Genomic DNA, 22,221 nt, shown 5'->3' with positions numbered 1-22,221 from the left:
GTCCTGATGAAAACCATGACCGCCACCGGTGCAAACCGCGCCGGTGGCGGTTAGGTTATCTGCGGGGGATATACCGTGTCAGCTACCGAGATAGACTACTACGAACTGCTCGAAGTTTCGCGCGACGCCGACGACAAGACGCTGAAGTCGGCTTACCGCAAGCTCGCCATGCGCTATCATCCGGACAAGAACCCCGGGTGCGCGGATTCCGAAGCGCGCTTCAAGCAGATCAACGAGGCTTATGATTGCCTCAAGGACCCGCAGAAGCGGGCTGCTTACGACCAGTATGGCCATGCCGCGTTCCAGCAGGGCATGGGCGGAGGCGGTCCGGGCGGGATGGGCGCCGAATTCGGCGACATCGGCGATATTTTCGAATCCATCTTCGGCAGCGCCTTTGGCGGCGGTGCCGGGGGACGGCAGCAGGCCCGGCGCGGTGCCGATCTGCGCTATGACATGGAAGTCGGCCTCGACGAGGCGTTCCGTGGCAAGCAGACCGAGATCACCATTGAAGTCTCGCAGACTTGCGAACCCTGTTCGGGCTCCGGCGCCGAGCCGGGGACGAGCAAGCGCACCTGCCAGATGTGCGCGGGCCACGGCAAGGTTCGCGCCCAGCAGGGTTTCTTTGTCGTCGAACGTCCGTGCCCGACCTGTCATGGCCGGGGCGAAGTGATCGAAAAGCCGTGCCGTTCCTGCCGCGGTGAAGGCCGTGTCGACATGCCGCAGACGCTGCAGGTGGACATTCCGCCGGGCGTCGATTCCGGCACGCGCATCCGCTTGTCCGGCAAGGGCGAGGCTGGCCCGTTCGGCGCACCTCCGGGCGATTTGTACATCTTCCTGCACGTCAAGCGGCACAAGGTGTTCGAACGCGACGGGACGACGCTGCTCACGCGCGTGCCGATCACGTTCACGACGGCGGCGCTTGGCGGTTCGATCGAGATCCCGGGCATCGACGGCGAGATGATTGCGCTCGACATTCCGGCTGGCATCCAGTCGGGCAAGCAGTTGCGCAAGCGCGGTGCCGGTATGCCAGTACTGCAAGGCAGGGGACGCGGCGATCTCGTGATCGAGATCACGGTGGAAACGCCCACCAAGCTTTCCGTGCGCCAGAAGGAATTGCTGCGCGAGTTGCAGGAAACCGAGACCGGCGAGGAATGCCCGCAGTCGAAGGGCTTCTTCGACCGTATCAAGGATGCCTGGAACGACCTGACGGAGTGATGCCCCTCTCATGGTGAGGGGCACCGCTCCGGCGGTCTCTACCGCAGGGCCTTGCGCGGCACGAACAGCATGAAGCGCGCCATGTCGAGGCGGAACAGCAGTAAATAGATCACATGCACGATGGCGAGCGGCAGCAGAATGTTGCCGAGTGCCTCGTGCACTGCGTTCACGGCGCTTTCTCGTTCATGACGCTCGCCGGTGCCAAAGGTGCGCCCACGTCCTTCGCTTTCATCCCGATCCTCTCGGCTGATCTGAAAAGTCGGCGTGCTGGACAAGCTCACGCCCTTGTCCATGACGATCCCGGTTGCCGTGACGCCGGCGATGCACAGGAACAGCGCCAGCGTCAGCGCGTGGGTAAGAGCAGACGATCCCAACGGCATGAGCCGGGTCCACGCAAAGCCGCTGGCTTTCAGCAGTCCGAGCAATCCGCGCAGCGCGAGGAAGGCTGCAACAAGATATCCCGCCCATGCGTGGGTGATGGCCATGCCTTCGGCTGTGAAATAGGCAACGAGGACAGCCAATACAAAAAGCAGGTGGTAGGTTCGAAACGCCTTCATGGCAGCTTCCTTCGACAAGACTCCCTATCACCCGCTTCCGACCAACCACGAAACCGCGCTGCATGCCTTGATCACCGTCAAACATTGCCGTGGCGGGAGCGTCAGCTATCCGCCATTTTTTCGTAGAAACAGACTTTCCGGATACGCCGACTTTGCGGACATAATCTCAATTGGTAGTCTTTCCCAATGAGACCACTCCTTCTCGCCATGATAGTTGCGTCAATCGCTGGGTGCTCATCGACTGAGCAGCGTCATCGCCAACAGACCATGGATGAGATCGAGCGGAAAGTCCGTCTTCCCAAAGGTGCTGAACCTTTGACGAGTTATGCGAGGACGTATGCCTACTCGCTGCCCCATACCATCGAGGCTCGATACTTTTTGCCAGACCCGAAACCAGACGTAAAAACATGTGAAGAAGCGAAAAGTTACGGTCTCTGGAACGGTCAAATTGCTTATCTGTGTCCGCCGCCCTCCGGAATGGCAAAGGACGAACGGCGTTGGCTAGATAGCCCATCCGTCCTTGTTGATATGACCGATGGTGGCTGCGGTCTCATCAATCTCTCCTACGATACCGAGACAAAGACCATTACTTCGGTTGAGTGCGACGGAACATTGTGATCGCAATCGTTTGGAAATTGTCGTTCGCGCGAAGGTCCGCTCCCCCCGACTTTCCCGCCGTTCGCCCCACTCGTGACGCTTCCCGATAACAGCCGTCCACTTCGGTCGGAATTTATCCGCGCAGCCTAGCCCACGGCCATGACCTCGCGCCGGATGCCTTCGATCAGGCCGGGATCCGCCTTAAGCCGGCCCTGTTCTTCGTCGAGGATGGCCAGGAAAGCCTCGCGGCGGAACTGCTGCATGTCGCGTAGCGGCAGGGCCTGTTCCGCGCCGAGGGTGGAGGCGATCAGGTCGATCAGCCGTTCGGCGCCGTGGAGGCGGCCCCAGAGGTAATCGTTCTCGCGGTAGGCACGGCTGAAGAATGCACCGAAGTTGTAGAACTCGGTGCCGCGCAAGGACTGGCCCGCCCCGCCGTGGCGGATGGCATTGCAGTCGTCCGGCGAGATGCGGTCAACCAGTACCGGATCGAATTCGGTCAGGCCCTCGCCGCGCAGCAGCGGCAGGGTCACGGTATCGTAGAACGGGAAGCCGAGGTAGGCGAGCAGCATCCGCCGTCGCAGGGCATGAGGCATCGCTGCCAGCGCGTCCGCCAGCAATTCATCGACCCGGTTGTCGGTTTCCATCAGCCCGTGCCGCCGGGCGATATGGTCGAGCGCGGATTGCGGGTCCTCGAAGAACGCGCGCGCCAGAGCCGGAAACTCTTCGCCCAGAGCATCCACCGGCTCGCGATCGATATAGAGCGCGAGCGCCTTGTAGATCGCGGTGCGGGCATCGTCCCGGTCCTGCTCGGTCACGTCGATCTCGCTTTCCCATTCCTGCGTCACCCGCCGCGCGAGCAGGCGCAGGCGGCGGATGCGGAAGGCGAGGTCATGGGTGCGGAAAAAGGCGATCATCGCGGGTGACTTGGTATCCCGCAGCACTTTCATGCGGTCGATGCCGATCTCGTCGAGATGGGCGAAGAGGCGTTCGCGGATCGCGGCGGCATTGGGCAGTTCCAGTTCCGGTGCTGCTTCGAAAATCAGACGTCCGAGCGTAGCGACGATGCCGCTGAACTTGATCTGGGCATAGCCGTGATAGGCAAAACCGGCCTGATCGAAGGCTGCCAGCTGCGCGCGTATCCGCCAGGCCGCCAGGCGCTTGGGCGTGGGGCGGCTGAGAAACAGGGTATGGCCGAACAGCTTCTCCACCGTTTCCTCGATTTCCGGCCGCAGCGCCCGCACGACATCGCGCAGCGCGCGCTTTTCGCGCGAATCGCGTTCGAGCGCTTCGAGGTTGTCGCGGATCGGCTGTTCGCGCGGAATCGAAGACAACGATCCGAAGATGACCGGAAAGAACCCGGGCGCCCGTTTGTCGCTGCGGGCGGCGGGGCCGACCGGATCCGGAGTGGGATCGATATAGACGAAGCGGCGATCGACTTCGCGCGCGGCCGGGCGGTCGCGCAGGACCGACATGGCATCGGCAAACGGCGCATTGACCAGCACCGACCCGTCGATCAGCGAGACGGAATCGATGTCGCCGCGCCGCATGTGCGTCGGCATGATGCGGTGCAGGAAGGCGTCCCGTTCCGGCCATACGCCTTGCTTTTCGCGCATGAGCCGGTCGATTTCAGCCACTTGCATCGGCGGGAAAGCACCGGGAAAACTGGCGGTGGAGCGCGCGGCAAAGACGAGTTCGGGGATCGGCGCCAGCGTGTGGCCGCCTTCGGCGGGCGCTTTCGCGTGAAAATCGATCGTGAGGCGGTGTTCGCTCTCCAGCACCAGTTCGGGGGAATGGAGGTGCAGCGTCTCCAGATGCCCCTTGAAATCGGTGGCGGTCACGAAGAGGTCGAGCGGATGGCGCTCCGGCAGCAGTGGACGCCCCGCCGGCGTGTTTTCCATCGCCATCATCGCGCGGCACAGCAGGCGCGAGAAGCCGATGCCGCTGAACGGCGGCTCGAACCAGCGCGAGCGGATCAGCCGCGAGAGCTTTTCGCGCACTTCGGCCCGGGTCTCCGGCGCAACGCTGGCACTGACGGCATTGCCGGGCCGGTGCAGTAGATAGGAAACGAGCGGGCTCGCCCAGAACTTAGCCGCGCGCGACCAAGGGCGGGCCTCCGGATCGAGCAGGACGTCGACGTCAGCCGTTTCCAGCCACAGCTCGGTGAGCGGCTCCAGCGACCGCCCGGAGTGGATCGCCTGTGCGAGAAACACCGAATTGATCCCGCCGGCCGACGCTCCGGCGACAATGTCCGTCAGCACGCGCAGCCTTAGATGGCTGCTCTGTTCGAGCCGTCGCAGCAAGCGCAGATAGACCCCGGCGCTGCCCGCCGGATCGGGCTCGCCCGACCAGTGGGCCCGGCTGGCCTGCATCGCCTTCCACAATTCCTTCGTCACGCCATGCATGTAGACGGCGAGGCTGACGCCCCCGTAGCAAACCAGCGCGATCCGCAGTTCTTTCTGCCGCATCTGTCCTGCTTGGAGCAGGGCGCGGCCGAAAGCAATTGCGTTCTCATTCCGTTCCCACTAGTTCGCCCTGATGGCCAAACCGAAACGCCGATATATCTGCCAGGCCTGCGGGAGCGTGGCGACCCGCTGGCAGGGACAATGCGCCGACTGCGGCGAGTGGAACACGCTTGCGGAAGACGCGCCGCAGACGGTGTTTTCCGCCAAGCACGATCTGTCGTCCGGCGGCAGGCCGATCCAGTTCACGCCGCTCGATCAGCCCGGCGAGATGCCCAAGCGCAAGGCCAGCGGGCTGGCCGAGTTCGACCGCGCGCTGGGCGGTGGACTCGTGCCCGGCTCGGCGATCCTGATGGGCGGCGATCCGGGCATCGGCAAGTCGACGCTGCTGCTCCAGGTCTCGGCCCATATCGCCACCAATGGCGGCCGCGCGGTCTATGTGAGCGGCGAGGAAGCGGCGGGGCAAGTGCGCCTGCGCGCCGAGCGGCTCGGGCTGTCCAAGGCACCGATCCAGCTCGCCGCAGCCACTTCCGTGCGCGATATCCTGACGACGCTGGGCACGATGGAGCCCCCCTCGATCCTGGTGATCGACTCGATCCAGACGATGCATTCGGATCAGATCGAAGGGGCGCCCGGCACCGTCAGCCAGGTGCGCGGCTGCGCTTTCGAACTGATCCGCTATGCCAAGGAGAACGGCGTCACGCTGATCCTCGTGGGCCATGTCACCAAGGACGGCACGATTGCCGGGCCGCGCGTGCTGGAACACATGGTCGATGTGGTGATGAGCTTCGAGGGTGAGCGCAGCCACCAATACCGCATCCTGCGCTCCTTGAAGAACCGCTTCGGCCCGGTCGATGAAATCGGCGTCTTCGCCATGGAAGGCGATGGCCTTGCCGAAGTGGGCAATCCCTCGATGCTGTTCCTCTCGGGCCGCGAGGAGCCGATGGCGGGCAGCGCGGTGTTCCCGGCGATGGAGGGCACACGGCCGGTCCTTGTCGAAATCCAGGCGCTGATCGTCCGGCTGCAGAGCGGAGCGACGCCGCGCCGCGCGGTCGTGGGCTGGGACAACGGGCGCATGGCCATGCTGCTCGCTGTGTTGGAAGCGCGCTGCGGGCTCAATTTCTCCAGCGCGGAAGTCTATCTCAACGTCGCGGGCGGCTATCGCCTGTCCGATCCGGCGGCGGACCTTGCCGTTGCCGCCGCGCTGATCTCCGCACTGGGCGACAAGCCGCTGGGCAACGATGCGGTCTGGTTCGGCGAAGTCTCGCTGGCCGGAGAGATCCGCCCGGTGGCCCATTCATCGATCCGACAGCGCGAATCGGCGAAGCTGGGCTTTGCGCGGGGATTCGGCCCCGCCGGAGGGGCAGGATCGGAAACACGGCCGGAGAAAGGCATGAAATTCACCGGTCTGTCCATGTTACCCAACCTCGTTGACCGCATTCTTTCGGACGCATAATTTCCCATGCCTATGACTGGCTTCGACATCGCCGTGCTGCTCTTCGTCGGGCTGGGCGCCATCACCGGCTTCATTCGCGGCTTCGTGCAGGAAATTCTGGCGCTGGGCGCGTGGGTCTTTGCAATCTTCGCCATCCGTATGCTGCACACGCCGGTCACGTACTGGCTGATTCCGCACATCGGCAGCGAGTCCGGCGCCGGAGTACTGGCTTTCGCGCTGCTGCTGCTGGTGCCTTTCGCCGCCGTGAAAGTGATCGCGGGATGGGCGGGCAAGGCCAGCCGGGCTTCGGTGCTGGGGCCGATCGACCGGGTGCTCGGTTTCGGGTTCGGCGCGGTGAAGGGCGTGGTCATCATCGTGCTGGGCTTTTCGGTTCTGGTGCTGGGATATGACACCGTCTGGGGCCCCGAAGGCCGGCCGGAGTGGATTACCCAGTCGCGCACTTATCCCTTCGTCAACGCCAGCAGCGAAGCGCTGGTCCAGCTCATTGCCCAGCGCCGCCGCGAAGCCATGGCCGCAGACGGCAGTCATTGAAGCATGTCCGCTACGGTTCTCTACACCCCTGAGGTTCTGGGGCTGGCTATCGATCTGGCGCGCTTTCCCCTGACCGATGATTTACCGCTCAGGGCAGAAGCGCGTTCCAAGAGTTGCGGCAGCACGATCACGCTGGGGCTGGAAACTGCGGCTGACGGCACGATCGCGCGCATGGGCGTGCGCAGCCAGGCCTGCGCCATCGGACAGGCGGCCGCGGCTATTTTCGTGCAGGGCGCGGCAGGGCAGGACGGTCCGGCCATTCATGCTGCCGGCCGGGCCATCGCGGCATGGCTGGCCGGGGAAGCCGGGATGCCTGATTGGCCCGGTCTCTCCACAATAGCCGCCGCGCGCGAGTACCCCGGCCGGCATGGCGCCGTGATGCTGCCGTGGAACGCCGCGATGCAGATGCTTCCCAGTCGCGAAACGGACGTCTAGAGGCGGTAGCTCCGGGGTAGGAAACGGGGGAGAACGCATGGCAGACCTGCACCAGCATCCGCACGGGCCAGAGCCCAGCGCATCCGACATCAAGCTGGTGATTGCCGCCTCCTCGGCCGGCACGATCTTCGAGTGGTACGATTTCTTCATCTACGGCACGCTCGCCAGCTTCGTCGGCAAGGCGTTCTTTCCCTCGGTGGGCCCGACGCTGCAGATCCTGCTGGTCTGGGCCGGGTTCGCTGTCGGCTTCGGGTTCCGGCCCCTTGGTGCCATCCTTTTTGGCTATTTCGGCGACAAGCTGGGGCGCAAGTACACGTTTCTCGTGACAGTCACCCTGATGGGCATTTCGACGGCCGGCGTCGGCCTTATCCCGTCGGCGGACACGATCGGGCCTTGGGCGCCGCTGATCGTCATTTTGCTGCGCATCCTCCAGGGTCTTGCGCTCGGCGGCGAATACGGCGGCGCGGCGATCTACGTGTCCGAGCACTCACCGCCCAGCCGGCGCGGTTATTTCACGGGGTATATCCAGGGCAGCGTTGTTGGCGGCTTCGTTCTGTCCATCATCGTCGTCCTGCTCAACCAGGCGGTCTTCAGCGATGCCACGCTGGCGGCATGGGGCTGGCGCGTGCCGTTCCTGCTGTCGCTTGCCTTGCTGGCGATCTCGCTGTGGATGCGTCTCAAGCTGTCCGAAAGCCCGGTGTTCCTCGCCATGCGCGAAGAGGGCGAGATTGCGGGCAACCCCTTCGTCGAGAGCTTTACCTATCCCGGCAACAAGAAGCGCATCTTCATTGCGCTGTTCGGCGTGACCGGCATCCTGACGACGATCTGGTACACCGCGTTCTTCTCTGTGCTGTCCTTCCTGAAGGGCCCTATGCGGGTCGATGCAACCGTGGTCGAAGTGGTCATCGGCCTGACCGCGCTGATCTCGATGAGCTTTTACGTGTTCGTCGGCGCCTGGTCGGACAAGGTGGGGCGCAAGCGGCCTCTGGTCATTGGCGCCGCGGCGATGCTGGTTCTTCTCTTCCCGCTGTTCTGGGGGCTGGGATCGCTTGCCAATCCCGGATTGCAGGCCAGTGCCAGGGCCGCGCCGGTCGTGGTTTCGGGTTCTGCGTGCAGCACCGATCCCTTCGCCGACCTGAGCGGAAACAAGCTTAGCGATTGCGGCAAGCTGCTCGAGACACTGACGGCAAGCGGCGTGCCCTATTCGGTCCGCGATGCGGACCACCTTTCGCTGACTGTCGGCAGCGATGCCGTGGCAATCGCGCCCGAATGGCTCGCCGGCGATGCTGCGCACAAAAAGGACGCGGACAAGGCCCGCAAGGCCGGGATCGAAGCGGCGCTGGCCGCGCATGGTTTCGATTTCAGCGTGCAGCGGCCGGGCCTGCCTGCGCTTCTCGGAATTGCGGGTATCCTGCTCGTGCTGGGCGCACTTTCCGCGCTGACTTACGGCGGCGTGGCCGCGCAGCTTTGCGAAATGTTTCCGGCGCCCATCCGCTACAGCTCGATGTCCATTCCCTATCACATCGGCGCAGGCTATCTGGGCGGCTTCCTTCCGCTGATCGCCAGCTACATCAATGCCCGGACCGGCGATGCCTACGCGGGCCTGTGGTACACTTGGGGTGTGGTGGCGTTCGGTCTGGTCGTCGCAATCTGGGGCCTGCATGGCGGGCCGCCTCGTGATTATGGTGATGATGTTTCCTGACCTGCCCCAACCGGCTCTGAGACTTGGCTTCGACCCTGATGCACTGCGATCGAACTGGCAGGCGCTTGACCGGCTTTCCGGACAGGCGCGGGCCGGGGCGGCCGTCAAGGCGGATGGCTATGGTCTCGGCGCCCGCGAAGTGGTTCCGATCCTGCACGCGGCCGGATGCCACGATTTCTTCGTGGCCCATTGGTCGGAAGCACATGCGCTGCTGGACGTTGCGGCGCCGGGCTCGGTCTCGGTCCTCCATGGACCGCTGACCGATGCCGATGTGGCCTTCGCCGTGGCGAGCGGCACGGCGCCGGTCATCAATTCGCTGGAGCAGGCCCGGCGCTGGCGTGCCGGCGGCGGCGGCCGGTGCCATCTGATGGTCGATACCGGAATGAACCGCCTTGGCGTGGCGATGGCCGATCTCGGCGACGAGAGCGTGGCGGCGCTCGATGTGGACGTGTTGCTGTCGCACCTCGTTTCGGCGGAGGAGGATACCGGGTTCAACGCCATCCAGCGCGACCGCTGGCAGCAGGCCCGCGCGGCAGTGCGGCATCAGCGCGGCAGCCTGGCCAACAGCGCCGGCATTGCGCTGGGCAGCGATTATCACGGCGACCTGACCCGTCCGGGAATTGCCCTTTATGGCGGTGTTCCGCGTGCAGAGATGGCCGGGGAAATCCGGCAGGTGGTCCGCCCGCAGGCGGCTATTCTGCAAGTGCGAAATGTTGCGGCCGGGGAAACCATCGGCTACAACGCCACGTTCACGGCGGCAGGTCCGATGCGCGTCGGCACGATCGCGCTGGGTTATGCCGATGGTTACTTGCGCTGCTGGTCCGGCAAGGGCCGATTCCGGGCGAACGGGCAGGTGCTGCCGGTGCTCGGCCGGGTGAGCATGGACCTGACGGTAATCGACCTCAGCCACGCGCCCGCGCTGCGCGAAGGCGACTGGGTGACGGCGGACTATGCCTTGCCTGAAGCCTCGGCAACGACGGGTCTGTCCCAATATGAACTGCTGACCGTGCTGGGGCACCGTTTTGCGCGTTAAATTGCTTTAATTCTGCCTTTTGCTGCGCAGCAATTTTTGTTGCATCGCGACATCCCGGAATGATAACGTGGCCGCACAAGGAAAATGGGGATTGGCAATGGCTGAAACAGCTTCGAGCGACGACAATACGGTAATCATTAAGAAGTACGCGAACCGGCGGCTCTACAACACGCGCTCGTCAAGCTACATCACGCTCGATCACCTTGCGAAGATGACCCGTGAAGGCGTCGACTACAAGGTTCTCGATGCCAAGTCCGGTGCCGATATCACGCACACCATCCTGACCCAGATCATCATGGAAGAGGAAACCAACGGCGAGCAGATGCTGCCCGTGAATTTCCTGCGCGAACTGATCGGGATGTACGGCAATTCGATGCAGTCGCTGATCCCGCATTATCTCGAAGCCTCGATGGAAAATTTCCGCGCCAACCAGAGCAAGCTTGCCAAGGCGTTCGAGGACAGCCTGGGCAACAATCCGCTCGCCAAGCTGGCCGAGCAGAACATGGCGATGTTCCGCGCCGCCTCGGCGGCTTTCATGCCCGGCGCCGAAAAGCCCGAGGCAAAGCCTGCCGCGCCGTCGGAAGACACCGGCGATCTGGCTTCGCTCAAGGAACAGATGGCCGCAATGCAGAAGAAGCTTGACGCGCTGGGCAAATAAAGGCCAGCGGGTGCGCGCCGGGGGACGATCCTCCGGCCCGTAACACCAAGTCAGGAAGAAGCCCCGTGTCTGCCATTCGTCACGCCCTCACGATCAAGCGCGAGGACGACTTCGCCCAGTGGTATCAGGAAGTCATTTCCGAGGCCGAGATGGCCGAGGAATCCGGCGTGCGCGGGTGCATGGTCATCAAGCCGTGGGGCTACGGTATCTGGGAGCGCATCCAGCGCCTGATGGATGACCGGATCAAGGAAGCCGGCGTCCAGAACTGCTACTTCCCGCTGTTCATCCCGCTGTCCTATTTCGCCAAGGAAGCCGAACACGTCGAAGGCTTTGCCAAGGAAATGGCGGTCGTTACCCACCATCGCCTGATCGGTGACGGGCAGGGCGGTCTCGTGCCCGATCCCGAAGCGAAGCTGGAAGAGCCGCTGATCGTTCGCCCGACCTCGGAGACGGTGATCGGCGCCGCCATGTCGCGCTGGATCCAGTCCTGGCGTGACTTGCCGCTGCTGACCAACCAGTGGGCCAACGTCGTGCGCTGGGAAATGCGCACGCGCATGTTCCTGCGCACCAGCGAGTTCCTCTGGCAGGAAGGGCACACCGCCCACGCCAATCGCGAGGACGCGCTGGAAGAGACGCTGCGCGCGCTCGAAATGTACCGCGACTTTGTCGAATCCGAACTGGCGATGCCGGTCATCACGGGTGAGAAGCCGGAGAACGAACGCTTCCCGGGCGCTGTCGCGACCTATTCGATCGAAGCGATGATGCAGGACGGCAAGGCGCTGCAGGCCGGCACCTCGCACTACCTTGGCACCGGCTTCGCTCATGCCGCGGGCATCCAGTATCAGGATGCGGAAGGCACGCAGCAATATTGCCATACGACCTCGTGGGGCACTTCGACCCGCATGGTCGGCGGCATGATCATGACGCACGGCGACGACGATGGCCTGCGCGTGCCGCCTGCCGTGGCGCCGCACCAGATCGTGATCCTGCCGATGCTGCGCGACAAGCCCGAGGACGAAGAGCTGCTCGCCTACTGCGAAGATCTGCGCAAGGAGCTGGCGGGCCTGTCGGCTCTCGGCGAACGCGTGCGCGTGCTGCTCGACAAGCGGCCCGGCAAGGCCACGCAGAAGCGCTGGGCCTGGGTCAAGAAGGGCGTCCCGCTCATCCTCGAAATCGGCGGGCGCGATGCCGCGGGCGGCCAGGTTTCGATGCTGCGCCGCGACAAGCTGTGGAACGAAGCGGCAAAGGCCAACTTCATCGGTATGCCCAAGGATGAATTCGTTGGCATGGCGGGAGCCGAACTCGAAAACATCCAGTCGGCGCTCTTCGTCGAGGCCAAGGGCAAGCGCGACGCCCAGCTGACGCGGGTGTCCAGCTTCGCCGAAGTCGAGGCCTTCTTCGCGGAAGACAAGCGCTATCCGGGCTGGGTCGAAGCCGAATGGGCCCGCCCGACCGGGGATGAACTGGAAACTGTCGTCCAGAAGCTCAAGGCGCTCAAGCTGACAATTCGCAACACCCCGCTTGAGGCGGAGCCGGTGGCCGGTGAATGCATTTTCACGGGACGCCCCGCCGTCGAAAGAATATACATCGCAAGGTCTTACTGACGCACATGCAGTAAGCGGGCGCAAAAGGGGAACGCGATGATCGAGGCAATCCGGCACAATTTGTCGAACCTGACGAATTTTTCCGGACGGGATTCGCGTTCCACTTTCTGGTTCTACATTCTGTTTCTCGTGATCATCCAACTGGTGATCACTTTCGGGGTTTCGATCGCGGCCGGAGGGGCGATGGCGGTCGATGTCTTCCAGTCTGCGCGCGGGGGTGCCGATCAGGCGGCCATCCAGCAGCAGATGATCGGCCGGATGGCCGGGATGATGCGGCTGACAATGTGGATGTCCGTCTCCCTGTCGTTCTTGATGACGCTGCTGCTCGCGGCGTCATTCACCCGCAGGTTGCATGATTCGAACAAGAGCGGCTGGATCGCGGCCTTTGCGGTCACACTGCAGCTTCTCTCGATCGTGCTGACCATCGGCATGATCGGCGAAATGGTATCCTTCATCACCTCGATGAAGCTGAACGATCCGGCCGCCATCCAGGCGGCGGCTCAGATGCAGCGCAGCAAGTACGCGCTGCAGGGGCTGCTGGGCTGGGTGCCGTTCCTGATGGTGATCGTCTTCGGCGTCTGGCCGTCGAGCGATGGCGACAACCGCTACGGCCCGGAACCCGACCATCTATGAAGGCCTCCCGGCTGGGCAACTCGGCTCTTGCCAAGCACCGGTTCAATCTGGACAAGGCGGACCATGACCAAACCGACCCGCCTGATCGCATGGGGCCTTTGTGCCTCGCTCGCCGCCGCCGCTCCCGTCGCTGCAGATGCCCCGGAAAAGGGGCCTGAAAAGGGAGGCGTATCGCAAGAGCGGCTCAAGGCCGATGTGGAAGCGCTGGTGGGGTTCGGCACGCGCCACACATTGTCTTCGCAGGCCGATCCCAAGCGCGGCATCGGCGCGGCCCGGCGCTGGGCCGAGGCGCAGTTCCGCGCCAGCTCGAAAGCCTGCGGCCATTGTCTGGAGGTCGTCACGCCGGAAACCATGGTGAGCGGCGCCCGCATTCCCGAGCCGGTGCGTCTGGTCGATGTCGTGGCGATCCAGCGCGGCACGGAGCGGCCGAACGAAGTCGTCATCGTGCAAGGCCATATCGACAGCCGCGTGACCGATGTGATGGATGCGACGAGCGATGCCCCCGGCGCCAATGACGATGGCTCGGGCACCGCGCTGGTGCTCGAAGCGGCGCGCGTGCTTTCGCAGCGCAAGTTTCCCGCGACGATCGTCTATGCCGTGCTTTCCGGTGAGGAGCAGGGGCTCTTTGGCGGAAAGCTGCTGGCCGACTATGCGAAGCAGCAGGGCTGGACGGTCAAGGCCGTGCTCAACAACGATATCGTCGGCGGCTCCTGCGGCTCGGACGGCTATTGCGACGACACCCATGTGCGCGTGTTCTCCGAAGGGCCGCGCGCCGATGCAAGTGACAAGACCCGCGCTGCCGCGCGGCGCTTCGGCGGCGAGAACGACAGCCCCGGCAGAAATATCTCGCGCTACGTCGCGGCGCTGGCAGGCGGCGTGCAGGACGATCTCTCCGTGCGCCAGATCTGGCGGGCCGATCGCATGGGGCGCGGCGGGGATCAGCTGCCGTTCCTCGAACAGGGCTATCCGGCCGTCCGCTTCACAGTGGCGGTCGAAGACTACGATCACCAGCATCAGGATCTGCGCACGCAGGATGGCGTGAAATATGGCGACACCGTGGACACCATGGATTTCCCCTATCTCGCCAAAGTCACGCGCCTCAATGTCGCAGCGCTTGCTGCCTTGGCCAAGTCGCCCATGCCTCCGGCCCCCGTCGCCGATGCGGCCGTGAAGACCTGGACCGATGTGACATGGAAGCCGGTCCCCGGCGCGGTGGCCTATAATGTCTGGCGCCGCGCGACGGATGCGGCCGAATGGGAAGCCAAACCTGTCGTGGCCGGCACCGCCAAGACCAGTGCGAAGCTTGACGGTCTGCGCGGCGATGACTGGATTCTCGGCGTCAGCGCGATCGCGGCGGACGGCAGTGAAAGCCCGGTGGCCGCGGCCGTTCCCGGCGGCGCCTTCGAACCGCTCGCATCGCAGCCGTGACTGTGCGCGGTTAGCCCGGCGCCATTGCAATCGGGCGCAGCAAGCCCCATTGCAGCGGCATGGCTCCTACAAAACGGCCCGCGCCTGGCCTGCCGACGCGCAAGCAGATCCTCGACTTCATCCAGAACTCGCCGGTCCCCGCCGGCAAGCGTGAGATCGCACGCGAATTCGGGCTGAAAGGGCAGGAGAAAATCCAGCTCAAGGCCCTGCTGAAGGACATGGCCGAGGAAGGCCTGATCGACGGCAAGCGGACCGCCTTCCACAAGATGGGCGGGCTGCCGAAAGTCACGGTGCTGCGCGTGATCGATATCGAGGAAGGCGAGGCTATCGCCGTGCCCGATACCTGGCAGCCGGAGGACGCGACGCCGCCGCCGCGCATCCGTCTTGTCGAAAAGGGCCGTGGCTCGGCGCTCAAGAAGGGCGACCGGGTGCTGTCGCGCACCGAGGAGACGGGGACGGGCTGGCGCGCCTTTCCGATGAAGAAGCTGGCGCTCCGCTCCGAGCAGTTGCTGGGCGTTGTCGAGATCGATGGCGGCGGCAAGCCCTGGCTGGCCCCGGTCGACAAGCGCATCCGCAATTCGTCGCCGATTTCGGATCTCGGCGGGGCCGAACCCGGCGAACTGGTTCTGGCCGAGCCCGTGGGCCGTTCGGCGCGCGCCTCGGTGAAAGTCACCGAAGTGCTGGGCGAGCCGCTGGCGCCCAAGGCCTTCAGCCTGATCGCCATCCACAAACACGGCATTCCCAACCTCTTCACCGAGGAGACGCTGGAGGAAGCCCAGCGCGTCGCGAAGATGCCGCTCAGCGCGGACAAGCGCGAAGACCTGCGGCACTTGCCGATCGTCGCCATCGATCCCAGCGACGCGCGCGATCATGACGACGCGATCTGGGCCGAGCCGGACGGGGAAGGGGGCTTCAACGCCCTGATCGCGATTGCCGACGTCTCGTTCTACGTGCGCCCCGGCGGCGATATCGACCGCGAGGCGAGGCGGCGCGGCAACTCGGTCTATTTCCCCGATCGCGTGGTGCCCATGCTGCCCGAAGTGCTTTCGGCCGATGTCTGCTCGCTGCGTTCGGGCGAGGACCGCGCAGCAATGGCCTGCCACTTGCGGATCGATGGCGAGGGCAGGGTGAAGGCGTGGCGCTTCACGCGGGCCATCGTGCGTATCCACGAAGTGATTGCCTATGAGGATGCCCAGGCGCGTATCGACGAGGGCAAGGCGGAGCCGTTCCTTCAGGATCTCTGGTCCTGCTGGAAAGCGCTTGCGCACGCACGCCATCAGCGCGATCCGCTGGAACTGGAACTGCCCGAACGCCGGGTGAAGCTGGACGAGAAGGGGCGGATTACAGAGATCGCCATTCGCGAACGGCTCGATGCGCACCGCGTGGTCGAGGATTTCATGATCGCGGCCAACGTGGCTGCGGCCAAGGCGCTGGAAGCCAAAGTGGCGCCGGTAGTCTATCGCGTCCACGAAACGCCAAGCCGGGAAAAGCTGGTCGCGCTCAAGGACTATCTGGCGACGTTCGGCAAGAAGCTGGCGATGGGGCAGGTCATCACCCCCGGCCTGTTCAACCGCATGATCAAGGACATTGCCGACGAGAGCGAAAAGGCGCTCATCATGGAAGCCGTGCTGCGCAGCCAGACGCAGGCCTATTACGGCCCGCGCAACGAAGGGCACTTCGGGCTCGCGCTGGGGTCCTACGCCCACTTCACCTCGCCGATCCGCCGCTATGCCGACTTGCTGGTGCACCGCGCGCTGGTCGATGCCTATCATCTGGAGCAGCCCCGGCCGCAGGGCGATATTCCCGCCACCTCCGGTCTGTCGGACCGAGACCGCGAAGACCTTGGCAAGGTCAGCGAGGCTATCAGCCAGGCCGAGCGCCGGGCCATGGAAGCCGAGCGAGAGACGATCGACCGCTATGTCGCCGCGTGGCTTTCGTCGAGGGTTGGCGAGGTTTTCGATACCCGCATCACGGGCGTGCAGAAGTTCGGATTCTTCGCGACGATCATTGGACTCGGCGGTGACGGCCTGGTGCCGGTCTCGACCCTGGGCGACGAGCGCTTCGGTTACGACGAAAAGGCCCAGGTCCTTTCCGGTGAGCAGAGCGGCACCAGTTACGCGGTCGGCCAGATCCTGCGTCTGCGCCTTGCCGAAGCCAATCCGCTGACCGGCGCGCTGAAGTTCGAACTGGAGCAGGGTGGCGGCCGGATCGAGCCGCGCGGAAGGCCGATGGCTCTCAAGAAGCGGGGCAACCATCTGGCCGGCAAGCGCGGGCGGCCTGCCAACATCCGGCATCAGGGGCGCAAGAAGAAATAGATCGCGCTTGCCCATCATGCTTCGACAAGCTCAGCATGAGCGGAGTGTTGGCGTGTAAGGTGAATAAAAGCCGCTTACCCTGAGCCTGTCGAAGGGTGATGGGAACGAAGAGCCCGGTCCCCGCTCAGCTCAGCTTTTCGATCGCCGCCGGATCGAGACCGCCCGGCACCACGAACACCGGGCACGTCATGTGCGCCATGCCTGCCCCGGTGAAGTGCGACACCAACGGTCCGGGACCGCCTTCCTTGGCCGCGCCCAGAACGAGGGCCGAGACTTCCGGGTGTTCCTTCAGATACTGCCGCACGACCTTGATATCCTCACCCACGCGCACGGAGATCACCGGCATTTTCGCGCCCTGCGAAAGCAGGTTGCCTGCCGCAGCCGTCACCATGGTTTCGGCGCGCGCGCGGGCCTCTTCCTCGATCGTCGCCTGGACACCGGCAAAGGCGTTGAACTCTTGCGGAGGGACCAGCGCCAGCAGGTGCAGCACGCCGTCGGTCTTCGCAGCACGGCGCGCAGCGAACTGCAACGCGACCAGCGCTTCCTCGGTTTCGTCGACAATGACCAGATAGACGCGCATCGCTGTTCCTCTCCGGGCGAGCTTATCAGGCCATTCAGGTTACGGTGCAAGCCATCACGAATGCGAAAAAAGGAATGGGAAGGCGCTTGTGCGCGGGCTCCAACTTGTCCAAGGAGAAATCGAGCCCACAACCTCCCCCAGGACTACAAGGGACGATACTGCATCCATGCCTATCGAGATCAAGATGCCCGCCCTTTCCCCCACCATGGAAGAAGGGAAACTGGCGAAATGGCTGGTGAAGGAAGGCGATACCGTCAGTTCCGGCGACATCATGGCCGAGATTGAGACGGACAAGGCGACCATGGAATTCGAAGCCGTCGACGAAGGCACGATCGGCAAGATCATGGTGGCCGAAGGTACTGAAGGCGTGAAAGTCGGTACCGTGATCGCGCTCCTGGACGGAGAGGACGAAGATGCCTCCTCCGCCGCGAAACCTGCAGCAGCCGCCAAAGCCGAAGCACCCAAGGCCGAGCCCGCAAAGGCTGAAGCCAAAGCCGCCGCGCCAGCAGCTACGGTTCCGGCCATGCCGAAAACGTCCGGTTCGAAAGACGATCGTGTAGTCGCGTCGCCGCTTGCCAAGCGCATTGCGTCGGCCAAGGGCGTCGATCTCGGCAGTGTCACCGGCTCCGGTCCCCATGGCCGCATCGTCAAGGCAGACATCGAGGCCGCGCAGCCCGGGGCGGCAAGGCCCAAGGCTGCGGCTCCCGCCAGCGATACCGCGGCGGCCAAGCCGGCCACGGTGGAAATGGCTGCCGAGACTCGCGCGCTGCTCGACGACCGCATTCCGCACACCGTCGAACAGCTCTCGGGTATGCGCAAGACGATCGCCCGCCGCCTCACCCAGTCGATGCAGGAAGCGCCGCATATCTACCTCACGGTCGACGTGCGTCTCGACAAGCTGATGGCCATGCGCGCCGAACTCAACGCCGCGCTGGAGAAGCAGGGCGTGAAGGTCTCGGTCAACGATATGCTGGTGAAGGCGCTGGGCAAAGCGCTGATGGACGTGCCTGAGTGCAATGTCACTTTCGCCGGTGCCGAACTGATTCGCTACCAGCGTGCCGATGTCTCGGTCGCGGTCTCGATCCCGGGCGGTCTCATCACCCCGATCGTGCAGGATGCCAACGGCAAGTCCTTCTCCGAGATTGCCAAGGCCACCAAGGATCTCGGCAAGCGCGCCAAGGAAGGCAAGCTGCAGCCCGCCGAATATCAGGGCGGTACGGCCTCGATCTCCAACATGGGCATGATGGGCATCAAGCACTTCACCGCCGTGATCAATCCGCCGCAGGCTTGCATCCTCGCCATTGGGGCAGGTGAAAAGCGCCCGTGGGTTATGCCAGACGGCACTCTGGGAGTCGCCACTGTCATGACTGCAACCGGAAGCTTCGATCACCGTGCCGTGGATGGCGCCGATGGCGCGCGCCTGATGGCCGCGTTCAAGGACTACGTCGAAAGCCCGCTCGGGATGGTTGCCTGATATGCAGGCGGAGGACGGCGAACTGGTCATCCGCGTGACGGCGATGCCTACCGACCTCAATCCTTATGGCGGCGTGTTCGGGGGCTGGCTCATGTGCCAGCTCGCGCTCGGCGCCGCTTCGTTCGTCACCCGGCGGACCGGCCTCAAGGCGGTCGTCGTCGGGGCGACCGACTTTGCCTTTCCAGGCACGATGGCCGTTGGCGACGAGCTTAATGTCTATGCCCGGATCGAACGCGTGGGCCGCACGTCGATGACGATTGCGACCCGCGGTATCGGCCGGGCCCGGGCGAGCGAAGCGCACACCGATGTGGCCAGCGGACAGTTCACCTTCGTGGTGCTCGACGGGGACGATCGTCCTTGTGCGATCGCCGACGCATTGAATGCGAGCGTGGCATGACACACTACCGCGAACCCGTTATCCGCGTCACCGCCATGCCTGCCGATGCCAATGCCTATGGCGACATTTTCGGCGGCTGGCTGATGAGCCTGATGGACATGGGCGCCGGCCTGATCGCCGCGCGCCACTCGCACGGCCGGGCCGTGACCGTGGCCATGGACGGCGTGCAGTTCCATCTTCCGGTCAAGGTGGGCGACGAGGTCTCGGTCTATGGCGAGCTGCGCCGGGTCGGCCGGACTTCTATGACCATCGCCATCGAAGCCTGGCGGCGGCATCGCCATGAGGAAGAAGCAGTCAAAGTGACAGAAGCCCAGTTCACCTTCGTTGCGGTGGACGACAGTGGCAAGCCCCGGGCCATAGAGCAGGGCACTACCGATCAGGAGATTTGAAGCAGTGGCAGATTCCTACGACGTCATCGTTCTCGGTTCCGGCCCCGGCGGATACGTTTCGGCGATCCGCTGCGCGCAGCTTGGCCTGAAGACCGCCATCGTGGAGCGCGAGCTGCTGGGCGGCATCTGCCTCAATTGGGGCTGCATCCCGACCAAGGCTCTGCTGCGTTCGGCCGAAGTGTTCCACCAGATGAAACACGCCAAGGCCTATGGCCTCGCCGCCGACAACATCACGGCCGACCTCGATGCCATCGTCAAGCGTTCGCGTGGTGTTGCCAAGCAGCTCAATCAGGGCGTCACGCACTTGATGAAGAAGAACAAGATCACCGTGCACACCGGCACGGGCAAGCTCACCGGCAAGGGCAAGCTGTCGGTGACCGGAGAGGATGGCAAGGCCACCGAGATTTCCGCGAAGCACATCATTGTCGCCACGGGTGCTCGCGCGCGCGAACTGCCGTTTGCCAAGGCCGACGGCAAGCACGTCTGGACTTATCGCCATGCGATGACGCCGGCGGAGATGCCGACCAAGCTGCTGGTCATGGGATCGGGCGCGATCGGTATCGAATTCGCTAGCTTCTACAATGACATGGGCGTGGACGTTACGGTCGTCGAAATGCTCGACCGGATCGTGCCGGTGGAGGACAAGGACGTTTCCGTTTTCCTGGAAAAGGCGCTGACCAAGCAGGGCATGACGATCATGACCGGCGCCGGCGTCGAGGCGATCACGGTTTCGGACAAGGGCGTGAAGGCCAAAATCAAGGGCAAGGACGGCAAGGTTGCCGAGCATGACTTCAGCCATGTGATCTCCGCCGTCGGCATCGTGCCCAACACCGAGGACATCGGCCTTGAAGCGCAGGGCATCAAGACCGATCGCGGCTTCATCCAGATCGACGGCTATGGCCGGACCGGCGTGCCCGGCGTCTGGGCCATCGGCGACTGCACGCCCGGTCCCTGGCTGGCGCACAAGGCGAGCCACGAAGGCGTCACCACGGCCGAGGCGATCGCCAAGGAACTGGGCAACAAGGACGTTCATCCGCACCCGCTCGACCGCGCGAACATTCCGGGCTGCACTTATTGCCACCCGCAGATCGCCTCTGTCGGTATGACCGAGGCCAAGGCCAAGGAAGCCGGTTACGAACTGAAGGTCGGCATGTTCCCCTTCATCGGCAACGGCAAGGCGATCGCGCTGGGCGAACCGGAAGGCTTCGTGAAGACGGTGTTCGACGCCAAGACCGGCGAACTGCTCGGTGCCCACATGATCGGCGCGGAAGTGACCGAGATGATCCAGGGCTATGTCGTGGGCCGGACGCTGGAAACCACGGAAGCCGAACTGATGAACACGGTCTTCCCGCACCCGACCATCTCGGAAACGATGCACGAAGCCACGCTTGCCGCTTACGGACGCGCGCTGCACATCTGAGACGCACGATTTCGCGAAGCTGGGAAAGAAGGGCGTGCCGATATGGCGCGCCCTTTCTCTTTGGGGGTCAGCCGGTAGCCGCTGAGTGGGCGATGTGCTCGAACACCGCGATATGCAGGGGCTCGGCAAACTCGCAGCCGACTGCATTCCCGCGGGCCCAGCAAATTCGCGCAGTCAGCAGGTGTATGCCGGGAATGCGGATGCGCAGCGGCAGTTCCGCGCGGGCATCGGGCAACCAGGCGATCCGGAATCCGCCGGGCGAGAGATCTTCGAGCCGCGCCATTTTCCATGGGCGGGTTCCCTGACGGACTTCGCACAGGATCGCGACGTCGATTCGCTTCGAATCGTGTGCGCGCGCGCCTCCGCCTTTGGAAATCCGTTGGTGGTGCAAAGCTCTCTCCGTGGTTGCGGAGCCAGCTTTGCCGCTGGAGCGTTACCATAGCGTTAGCGATGGCCGCTCTAAGGATGCCAAATCACGGAAAAGTCTGCGTTTTAAAAAGAAGTGCAGCGAGCCTGCGGTGCCGGGCGCCGCACTTCTCCTGCCACCGTTTACCGGAAGGTCTTGGACAGCACGACCAGTGTCGGATCACCCTCGAACGGTTCCGGGGTGAAGCCCTTTTCCCGTTCCAGTTCGATCGCGGCATGGTTGTCACGGCTCTCGATCGAGATCACCCGGCGGCAACCGCGTGCCTGGGCCTGCTTGGCCAGGAAATCGAGCATACTCCAGCCCACGCCCTTGCCGCGATGATTACCGCAGACGGAAATCGCGACTTCGCATGTGTCGAGCGGGCCGTCACAGGCCAGCAGCCCGGATGCGACGATTTGGCCGCTTGCCTTGTTGAAGGCGAGCCACGAATCGGTGCGGAAGTGATCGGTGTGCACCAACGGTGCGATCTGCTCGTGCGTCACGTGTTCTGCTGCCGCCAGGAAGCGGAAACGGCGGTCCTCGTCCGACACGCGGTCGAAGAAAGCAACCAGCTCCGGTTCGTCGGCTTCGGTGACGGGACGAACGTCGAGTTCGATTCCGGAACGCGTGGCAAGCGTGATAGTGTCGGAAAGGGACATGGAAGAAGAACTCCGATGAGAGGGTGGCCGCTCCCTAGTTTGCCGCCGTGTCTTGCACCTTGATCGAGATCAGACCTCGCCATGTCAATGTGGTCATCGGTCCGGTTGCCAGAACGAATCTGGCGGCGCGGCACGGGATGTCGTCTCGATTTCGGGACGATACCAGACTGCGATGCCCCAGGGAACGGAAAGCGCCATGGCTTCGGCACATGGTATTGGTCTAAAGCGTGCGATAAGATCTGGCGCGAAAGCGCGTTTGCCCGTTAGACAGGG

At 64.0% G+C, this 22,221-nt stretch carries 21 protein-coding genes; 16 read left to right on the top strand and 5 right to left on the bottom strand.

Features of this window, described 5'->3' with window-relative positions; genetic code table 11:
- Positions 1-75 precede the first annotated feature (75 nt).
- Positions 76-1,215 (top strand): molecular chaperone DnaJ, encoded by a 1,140-nt coding sequence (dnaJ, locus tag NN5_RS00100; protein ID WP_067731853.1) that lies wholly within the window; start codon positions 76-78, stop codon positions 1,213-1,215.
- 38 nt (positions 1,216-1,253) lie between these two features.
- Here dnaJ and NN5_RS00095 read toward each other — a convergent pair whose 3' ends face one another.
- Entirely contained in the window at positions 1,254-1,772 is a 519-nt protein-coding gene (locus NN5_RS00095) for a cytochrome b/b6 domain-containing protein (protein WP_067731851.1), read from the bottom strand.
- Positions 1,773-2,039: 267 nt separating this feature from the next.
- Here NN5_RS00095 and NN5_RS25560 point away from each other — a divergent pair, with 267 nt between their 5' ends.
- Positions 2,040-2,390, top strand: a complete 351-nt coding sequence (locus NN5_RS25560; RefSeq protein ID WP_157080945.1) for a hypothetical protein — start codon at positions 2,040-2,042, stop codon at positions 2,388-2,390.
- Positions 2,391-2,515: 125 nt separating this feature from the next.
- Here NN5_RS25560 and NN5_RS00090 read toward each other — a convergent pair whose 3' ends face one another.
- Positions 2,516-4,834, bottom strand: a complete 2,319-nt coding sequence (locus NN5_RS00090; protein ID WP_067731849.1) for a patatin-like protein — start codon at positions 4,832-4,834, stop codon at positions 2,516-2,518.
- Positions 4,835-4,904: 70 nt separating this feature from the next.
- Here NN5_RS00090 and radA point away from each other — a divergent pair, with 70 nt between their 5' ends.
- The 10 genes from radA (at position 4,905) to rnr (ending at position 16,623) form a co-directional block, all read left to right on the top strand.
- On the top strand, positions 4,905-6,284 hold the full coding sequence (radA, locus tag NN5_RS00085; protein ID WP_067731847.1) for a DNA repair protein RadA: 1,380 nt from the start codon (positions 4,905-4,907) through the stop codon (positions 6,282-6,284).
- 12 nt (positions 6,285-6,296) lie between these two features.
- The gene (locus NN5_RS00080; protein ID WP_067731845.1) at positions 6,297-6,815 is read left to right on the top strand and encodes a CvpA family protein; all 519 of its coding nucleotides are present in this window, start codon (positions 6,297-6,299) and stop codon (positions 6,813-6,815) included.
- A gap of 3 nt (positions 6,816-6,818) precedes the next feature.
- A complete protein-coding gene (locus tag NN5_RS00075; protein ID WP_067731843.1) occupies positions 6,819-7,250 on the top strand; it encodes a Fe-S cluster protein in 432 nt (143 codons plus the stop codon).
- A 37-nt stretch (positions 7,251-7,287) separates the two neighbouring features.
- Positions 7,288-8,952: an MFS transporter gene (locus tag NN5_RS00070; RefSeq protein ID WP_067731840.1), complete on the top strand. Its 1,665-nt coding sequence runs from the start codon at positions 7,288-7,290 to the stop codon at positions 8,950-8,952.
- Complete coding sequence (alr, locus tag NN5_RS00065) at positions 8,942-9,985, top strand: alanine racemase (RefSeq protein WP_067732112.1); 1,044 nt, start codon at positions 8,942-8,944, stop codon at positions 9,983-9,985. Before NN5_RS00070 ends, alr begins: the two co-directional genes overlap by 11 nt.
- Positions 9,986-10,082: 97 nt before the next feature.
- Positions 10,083-10,643, top strand: coding sequence for a polyhydroxyalkanoate synthesis repressor PhaR (phaR, locus tag NN5_RS00060; RefSeq protein ID WP_067731837.1), 561 nt, complete (start codon positions 10,083-10,085; stop codon positions 10,641-10,643).
- 65 nt (positions 10,644-10,708) lie between these two features.
- On the top strand, positions 10,709-12,247 hold the full coding sequence (gene proS / locus NN5_RS00055; RefSeq protein WP_067731835.1) for a proline--tRNA ligase: 1,539 nt from the start codon (positions 10,709-10,711) through the stop codon (positions 12,245-12,247).
- A gap of 36 nt (positions 12,248-12,283) precedes the next feature.
- Positions 12,284-12,880 carry a DUF805 domain-containing protein gene (locus NN5_RS00050; protein ID WP_067731833.1) on the top strand — a complete coding sequence of 199 codons (597 nt, stop codon included), beginning with the start codon at positions 12,284-12,286 and terminating at the stop codon, positions 12,878-12,880.
- A 63-nt stretch (positions 12,881-12,943) separates the two neighbouring features.
- Positions 12,944-14,308, top strand: coding sequence for a M28 family peptidase (locus tag NN5_RS00045; protein ID WP_067731831.1), 1,365 nt, complete (start codon positions 12,944-12,946; stop codon positions 14,306-14,308).
- Between the two features lie 59 nt (positions 14,309-14,367).
- Entirely contained in the window at positions 14,368-16,623 is a 2,256-nt protein-coding gene (gene rnr, locus NN5_RS00040; RefSeq protein ID WP_084384643.1) for a ribonuclease R, read from the top strand.
- Between the two features lie 124 nt (positions 16,624-16,747).
- On the opposite strand, the gene NN5_RS00035 is transcribed toward rnr, so the two are convergent.
- A complete protein-coding gene (locus NN5_RS00035) occupies positions 16,748-17,203 on the bottom strand; it encodes a universal stress protein (protein ID WP_067731827.1) in 456 nt (151 codons plus the stop codon).
- 166 nt (positions 17,204-17,369) lie between these two features.
- On the opposite strand from NN5_RS00035, the gene NN5_RS00030 reads away from it, so the two are divergent.
- The 4 genes from NN5_RS00030 to lpdA are packed head-to-tail and all read left to right on the top strand — an operon-like array spanning position 17,370 to position 20,883.
- The gene (locus NN5_RS00030; protein ID WP_067731825.1) at positions 17,370-18,677 is read left to right on the top strand and encodes a pyruvate dehydrogenase complex dihydrolipoamide acetyltransferase; all 1,308 of its coding nucleotides are present in this window, start codon (positions 17,370-17,372) and stop codon (positions 18,675-18,677) included.
- A 1-nt stretch (position 18,678) separates the two neighbouring features.
- Positions 18,679-19,074: an acyl-CoA thioesterase gene (locus NN5_RS00025; RefSeq protein ID WP_067731823.1), complete on the top strand. Its 396-nt coding sequence runs from the start codon at positions 18,679-18,681 to the stop codon at positions 19,072-19,074.
- A complete protein-coding gene (locus NN5_RS00020) occupies positions 19,071-19,463 on the top strand; it encodes an acyl-CoA thioesterase (RefSeq protein ID WP_067731821.1) in 393 nt (130 codons plus the stop codon). The genes NN5_RS00025 and NN5_RS00020 overlap by 4 nt, the downstream gene beginning before the upstream one ends.
- Before the next feature lie 4 nt (positions 19,464-19,467).
- The gene (gene lpdA, locus NN5_RS00015; RefSeq protein WP_067731819.1) at positions 19,468-20,883 is read left to right on the top strand and encodes a dihydrolipoyl dehydrogenase; all 1,416 of its coding nucleotides are present in this window, start codon (positions 19,468-19,470) and stop codon (positions 20,881-20,883) included.
- A 67-nt stretch (positions 20,884-20,950) separates the two neighbouring features.
- Here the strand turns inward: lpdA and NN5_RS00010 are convergent, their stop codons facing one another.
- Together NN5_RS00010 and NN5_RS00005 are read right to left on the bottom strand one after the other, a co-directional pair.
- Entirely contained in the window at positions 20,951-21,274 is a 324-nt protein-coding gene (locus NN5_RS00010) for a PilZ domain-containing protein (RefSeq protein ID WP_281190386.1), read from the bottom strand.
- 158 nt (positions 21,275-21,432) lie between these two features.
- Positions 21,433-21,948 carry a GNAT family N-acetyltransferase gene (locus NN5_RS00005; protein WP_067731817.1) on the bottom strand — a complete coding sequence of 172 codons (516 nt, stop codon included), beginning with the start codon at positions 21,946-21,948 and terminating at the stop codon, positions 21,433-21,435.
- Between the last annotated feature and the right edge of the window lie 273 nt (positions 21,949-22,221).

Source organism: Novosphingobium naphthalenivorans NBRC 102051 (genome assembly GCF_001590985.1).
In the GTDB taxonomy this organism is placed as follows: domain Bacteria; phylum Pseudomonadota; class Alphaproteobacteria; order Sphingomonadales; family Sphingomonadaceae; genus Novosphingobium; species Novosphingobium naphthalenivorans.
Note: the sequence above shows the minus strand (reverse complement) of the source record. Positions and strands in the feature narration are given on the sequence as shown.